11 protein-coding genes are annotated in these 9,256 nt (G+C 42.4%); 5 read left to right on the top strand and 6 right to left on the bottom strand.

Going from position 1 to position 9,256, the window contains the following annotated elements; all coding sequences use genetic code 11:
- Positions 1-500: 500 nt before the first annotated feature.
- The 6 genes from B9T20_RS09960 to B9T20_RS09935 form a co-directional block, all read right to left on the bottom strand.
- Positions 501-1,688 (bottom strand): AI-2E family transporter, encoded by a 1,188-nt coding sequence (locus tag B9T20_RS09960; protein ID WP_094490898.1) that lies wholly within the window; start codon positions 1,686-1,688, stop codon positions 501-503.
- Positions 1,689-1,690: 2 nt separating this feature from the next.
- Positions 1,691-2,167 (bottom strand): transcription elongation factor GreA, encoded by a 477-nt coding sequence (gene greA / locus B9T20_RS09955; protein WP_094490897.1) that lies wholly within the window; start codon positions 2,165-2,167, stop codon positions 1,691-1,693.
- 2 nt (positions 2,168-2,169) lie between these two features.
- A complete protein-coding gene (locus B9T20_RS09950; protein WP_094490896.1) occupies positions 2,170-2,595 on the bottom strand; it encodes a VOC family protein in 426 nt (141 codons plus the stop codon).
- 82 nt (positions 2,596-2,677) lie between these two features.
- The gene (gene grpE, locus B9T20_RS09945) at positions 2,678-3,247 is read right to left on the bottom strand and encodes a nucleotide exchange factor GrpE (RefSeq protein ID WP_094490895.1); all 570 of its coding nucleotides are present in this window, start codon (positions 3,245-3,247) and stop codon (positions 2,678-2,680) included.
- Positions 3,248-3,316: 69 nt separating this feature from the next.
- On the bottom strand, positions 3,317-3,508 hold the full coding sequence (locus B9T20_RS09940; RefSeq protein ID WP_008316699.1) for a PA3496 family putative envelope integrity protein: 192 nt from the start codon (positions 3,506-3,508) through the stop codon (positions 3,317-3,319).
- 173 nt (positions 3,509-3,681) lie between these two features.
- Positions 3,682-5,271 (bottom strand): helicase-related protein, encoded by a 1,590-nt coding sequence (locus tag B9T20_RS09935; RefSeq protein ID WP_094490894.1) that lies wholly within the window; start codon positions 5,269-5,271, stop codon positions 3,682-3,684.
- A gap of 270 nt (positions 5,272-5,541) precedes the next feature.
- Here B9T20_RS09935 and B9T20_RS09930 point away from each other — a divergent pair, with 270 nt between their 5' ends.
- The 5 genes from B9T20_RS09930 to murA are packed head-to-tail and all read left to right on the top strand — an operon-like array spanning position 5,542 to position 9,243.
- On the top strand, positions 5,542-5,838 hold the full coding sequence (locus B9T20_RS09930) for a lipopolysaccharide assembly protein LapA domain-containing protein (protein WP_008316703.1): 297 nt from the start codon (positions 5,542-5,544) through the stop codon (positions 5,836-5,838).
- A gap of 3 nt (positions 5,839-5,841) precedes the next feature.
- Complete coding sequence (locus B9T20_RS09925; RefSeq protein ID WP_094490893.1) at positions 5,842-6,993, top strand: tetratricopeptide repeat protein; 1,152 nt, start codon at positions 5,842-5,844, stop codon at positions 6,991-6,993.
- Between the two features lie 14 nt (positions 6,994-7,007).
- Positions 7,008-7,706 carry an orotidine-5'-phosphate decarboxylase gene (gene pyrF, locus B9T20_RS09920; RefSeq protein ID WP_094490892.1) on the top strand — a complete coding sequence of 233 codons (699 nt, stop codon included), beginning with the start codon at positions 7,008-7,010 and terminating at the stop codon, positions 7,704-7,706.
- An 18-nt stretch (positions 7,707-7,724) separates the two neighbouring features.
- A complete protein-coding gene (locus B9T20_RS09915; protein ID WP_008316709.1) occupies positions 7,725-7,976 on the top strand; it encodes a BolA family protein in 252 nt (83 codons plus the stop codon).
- Between the two features lie 7 nt (positions 7,977-7,983).
- Positions 7,984-9,243, top strand: a complete 1,260-nt coding sequence (murA, locus tag B9T20_RS09910; protein ID WP_199415245.1) for a UDP-N-acetylglucosamine 1-carboxyvinyltransferase — start codon at positions 7,984-7,986, stop codon at positions 9,241-9,243.
- The last annotated feature ends 13 nt before the right edge of the window (positions 9,244-9,256 follow it).

Genomic DNA, 9,256 nt, shown 5'->3' with positions numbered 1-9,256 from the left:
ATTACTGTATATATAAATATACGCTGGAATTGATTTGGTTCGAAACTTGTATTTCTGTAATCACTTCAATACAAGCTCCCACACAAACCACTTAAGATTAATCTGTTAAAGAACTCGAGGGAGTCAAGTGACTCAACCTCGTGAAGAGCAGGCTATTTTACATGATCTAAATCATTTGTCAACACCTGATTTGAAAAGTTTTTTTCAGCTAGGTAGACTAAACCACCATCTCAACCTCTCAAAACCCTTCAAACTCACCGCTTTTCAGCAGCGCCTCGTTCAGAAGAGGTGCTCATTATAGATAAATTCAGAGATGTGTCAACACTCTTTTTCAATTAATCTTAAACTATTTCACAAAAGTGATATTTAACAATGAGATAAAATATAAAAATAATTGAAAATAATGTTGTCTTATACTGATTTAGCCCTGCCCTATTCTATCTCTATTATGGATATAGATACAAAAAAACCCGCCACTTCTGGCGGGTTTTGCGGATGGATCATCCAATTTTTTTAGCATCCGGACGTTTTCTTTGCATAAAACGGCGTAAGGTTGTTTTCTTTTGGGTGCCTTTACGCAGACCCACAATCTTTTCTTCCATTTTAACGTGCTCTTCATCGTGTACCCATTCACGCCAAATCACTAATAAGAGTGCCATTAATACAGGACCAATGAATAAACCCAATAATCCCATGGTTTGTAAACCTCCCACTAAACCAAAGAAGGTTGGTAAAAATGGGAGTTTAGCAGGACCGCCCACCAAACGTGGACGAATGGTTTTATCCACAATAAAGAGCTGGCATGTGCCCCATGAAAAGAGAATGATGCCTTGCGTTACCAAGCCGCTGCCCACTAAATACAGTGAGACCATTGTCATTGACAATGGTGCACCACCTGGAATCAATGCGAAAATCCCTGTCATGATGCCAAGCGTTAAGGCTGTTGAGGAAGGAATGCCCACCATCCAATAGACTAGACCGAACACAATGCCTTCACCAATGGCAATGATCACCATGCCGGTCACTGTGGAACGAATCATAATTGGCACCACGCCAGAGATGCGCTCCCAGCGATCTAAAAACATAATGTGCCCAACTTTTGCTAAATTGCTTTGCAGCTTTTTGCCATCCTTATATAAGAAAAACAAAATGATCAATATGAACAATAGATGAAAGCCGATACTCGCAAATTGTTTACCCAACGACAGAATGTAATTGGCAAAGCTTGTGACACGCTGCAATCCTGCCAACTGTAAAAGCTCATTGAGGCCATTTTCTTTACCTAAATATTCTAACCATAATTCATTGAGCTGATGCCCAACGAGCGGTAAATTCTTGATCCATTCAGGGGTTACGCTGCCATAACGATTGAGTTGGACCAACCAATTGCTCAAACCATGAAATTCAAACAATAGATAATGCCCCAACCAAAAAACAGGCAAAACAATGAGAAGTGTAATGATGATGATGGCAATGGTGGCCGAAGAGATGGAGCGACCACCCGTCATGCGGAGCAATTCTCGATACACAGGCCATGTTACTACTGCAATGATGATGGCCGCTAAACCAGGTGCAAAGAATTGATGAAAAAAGAAAACACCTGCAAAGAGCAGGAAAATAATCAGCCACTTACCTACAGGATGGTAAGTAAGTGGCTTCAATGCTGCTGCCGAATGCTTTACATTCATTATTAGAGATGCTCGACTGTTAGAATTTCATACAATTGTACACCGCCCGGTGTCTCAATGCGAACTTCTTCACCCTCTTCTTTACCAATTAATGCTCTTGCAATGGGGGAAGTAACCGACAACAACCCTTTTTTAACATTTGCTTCATGTTCACCAACAATTTTATATGTCACCTCATCATCACTGTCTAAATTTAACAATGTGATGGTGGTGCCAAAGATCACTTTTCCTGTTGGTTCGATGGATTTTACATCGATGATTTGTGCGTTTGATAAACGCGCTTCATAATCTGCCAAACGCGCTTCTACAAAACCTTGCTGTTCACGCGCTGCATGATATTCAGCATTTTCTTTTAAATCGCCATGTTCTCTTGCTTCTGCAATCGCTGCGATGATCGCAGGTCTTTGCACGCTTTTGAGTTCATGAATTTCTGCCTTTAGCGCTTCTGCGCCTTCCACTGTCATTGGGAATTTTTGCATCACTACCACCAACCTTTATTTTCCATATTAATCCATGGCTCTTGCGGCTCAAGTTTGTCACCTTTTTGCAACAACTCAATTGAAATATCATCCGGTGAACGTAAAAATGCCATCCAACCATCGCGCGGTGGCACATTTAATTCAATGCCAGCATCTAACACACGCTGACAAACGTCATAAATGTTATCCACTTCAAAGGCTAAATGACCAAATGCACGGCCAATGCCATACGTTTCATCTGAATTCCAATTATAGGTTAACTCAACTTCCGCACCTGTTGGATCATTTGGGCACGCCAAATAAACCAATGTACATTCCCACTGAGGGTATTCTTTTCTGCGTGTCTCAATCAATCCGAGCACATTACAATAAAAATCCAACGATTTTTCAAGATCCGCAACGCGTACCATTGTATGTAAAAATTTCATATGTCCCTCTCAATAAAAATGATCCATATTACCTTTTAGATAATATAGATCATTTTACATTTAGACAAATTAAGCGTGTCTTTTATTGCGCAACAACCACTTGAGCTGCACGCACTAAACGATCGTTCAATGTATAGCCTGTTTGCACCACATCCACGATTTCATTGCTTGGTTTACCCGTGTTTGGAATCATGGTGATGGCTTGATGGAACTCAGGGTTCAACATTTCACCCATTGGGCGCACTTGTTTGACACCAAATTTTTCCACCGCATTTAACAACATGCGATACGTCAGCTCAGAGCCCTCTTTAAATTTAACCAACTCTTCAGATAAGTTCTCTTGCTTTTCAAGTGCGTTGATTTCAAATTCTAACGCATCAATGCAAGGCAATAATTCTTTAACGAATTTTTCTAAGGCGAACTTATGGGCATTGGCTAAATCGATCTCTGTGCGACGACGCAAGTTTTGCATATCCGCTTCTGAGGCCAATAAGCGTTGAAAAAGAGCATCTTTCTCTTGCGTTAATTTCACCACTTCGTCTGCTAAATCTGTGTCCTCAGCAAGTTCTTCTACGCACGCTTCATCCATCGATGTTTCCACCGCTGCATCTTCTGCTTGTGCCATCTCTTTCTCTTTTTCAGCATTACTCATCTGTTTTTTCCTTCTAAACTTAGTGAATAGTCTGTTCATAATGAGGTTTGATCTGTGATTTTCAAGAGATTAATCATCCCAATCTTCTAAACCATCTAAATCATACTCTTTTTCAAGTTGTCTTAAGAGCGCACGCTCTTCACGCTTTGCTTCGATGTCACGCCAAGCTTGCGACTGAGAAACCTTAACCTCAGGAATCTCTTCCTCTTCAACAGAATCTTCATCCATTAAATCGTTGTCATCTTCAAAATCAGTTTTCATATGTAAAACCTCCCTTTCATAAATTTATAAAAGCCTTATATATTAAACTGAGAAAAAAGCAATATTAATGACGGGCATTTTTTAAACAATAAAAAGGGCCACCGCTGTTTATCGCGCTAGCCCCTTGTTTTATCGATCATTTATTTAATCAATCGAGATGATTAATTTCTGATTTATTGATTCCCATCGATGTCAAACATGCGTTTTTTACGATGCACCACTTTTACACTCTTTTTCACAGGTTTAGGCGCATTAAAATCATCTTGCACATCACGCGCGGGCGCTTCACGACGACTGAAAAGCTGCTTCACTCGTTTTTTATTTTGACGAGCAACGCTCGCCTCAAACGAATCGAATGCAAAAGGATTACGATTTTCATTCACAATGGAATTGCCGTGATTGCTGTTAAACGGATCTTCATTGTGATGAGAAATGTCTTGTGGCTGCGCTTCATAAGGTGCTTCATGTTCCACAGGTTTAGCAGCGCGTTGCCCAAATGGCGTATTGCGCTTTTTCTGCGTATTTTTGCCGCCCAACTTACGAAGGCCGCGGCCGCGTTTTTCTGTTTTCTCAGGTTTCTCTTTATTATTGCGATCTTTTAGGCGCAAAATATTATGAGAACGCTGCGGCGGTGCTGCTTGCACAATGGGCAGTGTCCATTTAAGCTCACTTTCCATCGCATCAATCCAAGGCGTTTCATCATTGGTGACAATGGAAATGGTGTTCGGCACATTGAATTTTTCACCAAAAGTTTCAACACGCGCCTTAAACTCAATGCCAACATCCGGTAGATCAAAGAAAATCACTTTGCCAATGTCGCTTAAATCTGTGGTTTGTGCCACAGATTCTGGCAATAACAATACTTTTAACTCGCCAGATTGCAATTGTTCAATGACCTTCTCTTTCGCTTCTTCTGATAAATTTGCATGCAAAATGCGTGAACGCACTTTACCTTGATACAAATACTCTTCTAAGCGATGCGCATTGTGACGTGTACGCGTGATCACTAAGGTTTTTTCCTCACTGCCCTTTAACACGTTGCGTAAATAAGCGCGTTTATAATTGCGATCCACCAAGACAATGTGATGCCCCGCTTCTGCAACGCTTGCATCCACTTCATGGCTCACAACTTCAGGCTCTGGCTCAACAAAGACTTTAATCTCCGGCATTGCCTTATCATCGCTTTGTGCTTTGACCACAATTTCAGGTGCGTCTTCCATCATCGGCTCAATTTCTAGCACAATCGGTGCCGCTTTTTCTGATGTTTTGAAAGAATCAGAGAGCGCAACACTCATCAATGGTACGATTTTACAATCTGCCAATAATTGCGTCACACAAGGCTCTACAATCGCCGCCATGTCATCCATGCTTTCAGGCGTAATGGTCATCACAAAATGGGAAGCTTGCAACACTTCTTCCGTGAGACGCTCGCCAATTTGAAATGCCATCATCGGCGCGACAATCACAGAAGTTGCAAACACATGTTCTGCCACAGTATGCGGATAAACGGCCGCTACACTCTCTTGTCCTAAAATGCGTGCCAATAAAATGGCCACATCAAAACACTCAGACACAGAATTTGTCACCACGATCATTCGGCGATGATCTGCCAATGCTTTGTGATCATTTCGCAACAACTGTAAGACATCTTTATTGAGCAAAGAGGTAAAATGTAACGGTTCTAACTCAGGATAAAGATCCACGGCCTGCTGAATATGATCGCTTAATGCGTCACACAAGCTAATATTAACTTTTTTACTCATCGTAAACTTTATATAACAATTCCTTGAGGACATCCGCAGCTGAAAAGCCTGATCGTCGGATGCAATATGTAAAAACTTATACCAATTACGGAGAACTTATGGGCTGATCAACCATCAAGCCATCTCCAACATTATGAAGTTCATTCGTCAACTACTATACTGAATAATATCACAGCTGTCATTTTTTTCACACGCACAGCGCACAAAAGTTGTATAACTTCGGTATAATCCTAACCATCGATATTTTCATACCAAACATAGGAATCATAAATGAAAAAGATTATTAAATGGATCAACTTTGTTGTCTTTTTGGTCTTTCTGACCTTAATTTTCTTCGTTCTTTATTTAAACCGCGGCATTGAAGTGCACTTTGATTATTTAATTGGAGATGCCGTGTTAACCTTGCCTGCTGTCATCAGCATCATCTTTTTATCAGGCGCTGTGTGCGGCATCATCGTGTCATTGCTCTTAAGCCTTGGCAGTTTTGGTGAATCTTTCCGTCAGCGTCGTGAATTGAAAGCTGCAAAAAAATCCCTCAAAAAACTACAAGAAGAGAAAGCCCTCTAATTTATGTTTGAATACATCTGGATCCTTTTACCGCTTGGCTTGATCATTGGTTGGTATGCTGCAAAACTTGACAGTTCTCGTAAACGCAAACTCCACCAATATTTAAACCTGCGTTATTACCTAGATAAAGAGAAGGTCAAAACGCCGATCTCAACACCGGACGCCGCCATTCCATTAAATGTGGAAGATGAGGGGATTCATTTCACTTTAACCCTTGGCGATGCATATCGTCGCCGCGGCGAAGTGGATAAAGCGATCGAGATGCATGAACATTTATTGAATTCATTAGACATTGATGATGCAAAACGCCCAGAAGTGCTGATCTCGCTCGCTGAGGATTATGTGCATGCGGGCATTTTTGATCGCAGTGAACGCACTCTGCGTGAACTGCTCTCAAGTGCTTATCATGATGAAGCTGCATTAAAATTGGCGGCGCTGTATAAACAGCAAAATGATTGGCTACAAGCGGCCAGCATGTATGAGCGCATCAATGACTATAAGGCGCGTTACACCACAGAAGTGGCCCATCTTTATTGTGAGATTGCAGAGCAAGCGCTAACGGATCACGATTTAGAACAAGCCATTTTTTGGTCAGCACGCGCCTTAGCAGTGGATGAGAACTTAGCGCGAGCAAGTTTAATCAACGCCTACATTGCGTTGACGCATCAAGATTTCCATAAGGTGATTGAAACCTTAACCCTATTATCGGAGCAACAACCATCGCTCATTGCCCTCATTGTTCCCATTATGTATCGCGCCATGATGAATGTGGATCAACAGCATTTTACACCTTGGCTAGAGAACATGATTGATGCTCACCCTCATTTCTTTTATTTGAAATTGTGGAAAACCCATCATCTTGTGATGAATGATTCACTGACCGCTGCGATTGATTATTTACATCAAGCCTTGATGGAAACAAAAAATCTCAAAGGCATCACGCTGCTCAATCAGCTCAATGCACTTAATGACGATGATCATCAAACCACTTTTACCTTGTATCACGAAACCTTTCATCATGTAATTGACTACTACGCACAATTTCGTTGTGAGAAATGTGGCTTCATCAGCAAAACACTACAATGGCACTGCCCAAGCTGCCAATCATGGAATACAGCTGCGCCGGTTTCTGATATTATAGCGCTTCAAAAATAGTTACAGAGGACTCTATGCAAACAACATCACCCATCATCGTTGCCATCGATGTTGATCATACGCAAGCTGCATTGAACTTAATGGATGCACTTGATCCTGCTTTATGCCGTTTAAAAGTTGGCAAAGAGCTCTTTACCATGGCGGGCCCGAGCATTGTGGAAGCCATGCAAAAACGTGGCTTTGATGTATTTTTAGATTTAAAATTCCATGACATTCCAAACACTGTGGCCAGCGCCGTTAAAGTGGCAGCTGAATTGGGCGTTTGGATGGTGGATGTTCATGCCCTTGGTGGCCGCAAAATGATGTGTGATGCCAAAGAGGTGTTAAGCGGCTACTCAAATCCACCTTTATTGATTGCTGTGACATTGCTCACTAGCATGAGTGATGAGATGGCCAATGAAATTGGTTTACTTGGCAATAAAGATGAGATCGTGACACGCTTGGCCAATTTAGTGGCCGAATGCGAATTAGATGGCGTCGTCTCTTCCGCTAATGAAGCGAGCATGATCAAATCCTTGCAACCGAATTTACTCACTGTTTGCCCTGGCATTCGTTTAGATGATACAGTCAAAACAGATGATCAAGTGCGCATCATGACGCCACAAAAAGCGGTGGCAGCTGGTGCAAATTATTTAGTGATCGGCCGACCGATCACCCGTGCAGCAGATCCTCGCGAAGCATTGCACAACATTCTCTCTACCCTTTCCATTTAATTTGAGGAGACCGTAATTATGATGACTAAAGAAGAAGTGCAAAAAAGAATCGAAGCCGGTTTAAAATGTGATTATATTCTCGTCTCTGGTGATGATGGCCGTCATTTTGATGCCATCGTTGTGAGCGCGGCATTTGAAGGCCTTGGCAAATTAAAGCAACACAAATTGGTGTATGAAACTTTAGGTGATGCGATGCAAACCGATGAGATCCATGCACTCTCTGTGCACACTTATACGCCAACAGATTGGGAGCGCGTTCATGCACTCTAATGGCAACATTCCTAAACTCATCATTGAGGGCAATGGTCCATTGTCTGGTGAAGTGGTGGCAAGCGGTGCAAAAAACGCCGTTTTGCCCATTTTAGCAGCCACCATTTTAGCCTCAGAACCTGTCACCTTACACAATGTGCCTAAATTGCAAGATGTGATTGTGCTCACCGATCTTTTAAAAGATTTGGGCGCAAAAGTTGAGATCAATGGCAATACCGTTGTGATTGACCCTCGCAGCATCACCAAAATTCGTGCAAGCCACAATTTGGTGAAATTGATGCGTGCTTCCATCTTGGTGCTGGGTCCATTGGTCAGTAAATTTGGTGAAGCTGAAGTCTCTTTACCTGGCGGATGTGCCATTGGCAGCCGACCTGTGGATCAGCACTTAAAAGGGTTAGAAGCTTTAGGCGCGAACATTGAGCTTAAAAATGGTTATGTGTTTGCATCAACGCCCAATCAAACAAAGCTGACGGGCAACCATTTCACCTTTGATATGATTACAGTAACAGGCGCTGAAAACATCATCATGGCGGCAGTTTTAGCCGATGGTCGCACGGTGTTAGATAACTGTGCACAAGAGCCCGAAGTGGTGGATTTATGTGAAATGCTCATCACATTGGGCGCACAAATTGAAGGCGTTGGTACAAGTCGCCTTGTGATCGATGGCGTCATGCAATTGACCGGCGGTGAACACACCATCATGCCTGATCGCATTGAAGTGGGGACTTACTTAGTGGCAGGAGCCATGACATACGGTGACATCATCGTCAATGATTGTATGCCCATCCATCAAGAAGCCACCATTGAAGCGCTCTTGCAAACGGGCTGCGGCGTTGAAGTGATGAATCATGCCATTCGCGTCTTCCCAAAAGCCACAAAACTCAAAGCCATTGATATCAAAACGCAACCTTATCCAAAGTTTGCAACCGATATGCAAGCCCAATTCATGGCATTGGCCACGATTGCGGAAGGCAAATCCACCATCATTGAAACCATTTTTGAAAATCGTTTCATGCATGCCAATGAGCTCAGCCGCATGGGTGCAAACATTCGCATTGAAGATCACATGGCGATTGTGACAGGTGTTGATCATTTATCCGGCGCTGAAGTCTCCGCCACCGATTTACGAGCCTCTGCCGCCCTCATCTTAGCGGGATTGGTGGCCGATGGTACCACAACCATGGATCAAATTTATCACTTAGATCGTGGTTATGATGGCATTGAGTGTAAATTGACAAGCTTAGGTGCGAAAATCCGTCGCATTTAATGCCTAATGTTAA

Source organism: Wohlfahrtiimonas sp. G9077 (assembly GCF_002252155.1).
In the GTDB taxonomy this organism is placed as follows: domain Bacteria; phylum Pseudomonadota; class Gammaproteobacteria; order Cardiobacteriales; family Wohlfahrtiimonadaceae; genus Wohlfahrtiimonas.
The sequence above is the reverse complement of the archived record's forward strand: the minus strand, read 5'-3'. Positions and strand labels throughout refer to the sequence as shown.

Coding starts and splice junctions, on each gene's coding strand:
- B9T20_RS09915 (WP_008316709.1), top strand. CDS start 7,725: ATGATGACTAAAGAAGAAGTGCAAAAAAGAATCGAAGCCGGTTTAAAA.
- B9T20_RS09960 (WP_094490898.1), bottom strand. CDS start 1,688: ATGAATGTAAAGCATTCGGCAGCAGCATTGAAGCCACTTACTTACCAT.
- pyrF (WP_094490892.1), top strand. CDS start 7,008: ATGCAAACAACATCACCCATCATCGTTGCCATCGATGTTGATCATACG.
- B9T20_RS09925 (WP_094490893.1), top strand. CDS start 5,842: ATGTTTGAATACATCTGGATCCTTTTACCGCTTGGCTTGATCATTGGT.
- B9T20_RS09935 (WP_094490894.1), bottom strand. CDS start 5,271: ATGAGTAAAAAAGTTAATATTAGCTTGTGTGACGCATTAAGCGATCAT.
- greA (WP_094490897.1), bottom strand. CDS start 2,167: ATGCAAAAATTCCCAATGACAGTGGAAGGCGCAGAAGCGCTAAAGGCA.
- B9T20_RS09930 (WP_008316703.1), top strand. CDS start 5,542: ATGAAAAAGATTATTAAATGGATCAACTTTGTTGTCTTTTTGGTCTTT.
- B9T20_RS09940 (WP_008316699.1), bottom strand. CDS start 3,508: ATGAAAACTGATTTTGAAGATGACAACGATTTAATGGATGAAGATTCT.
- B9T20_RS09950 (WP_094490896.1), bottom strand. CDS start 2,595: ATGAAATTTTTACATACAATGGTACGCGTTGCGGATCTTGAAAAATCG.
- grpE (WP_094490895.1), bottom strand. CDS start 3,247: ATGAGTAATGCTGAAAAAGAGAAAGAGATGGCACAAGCAGAAGATGCA.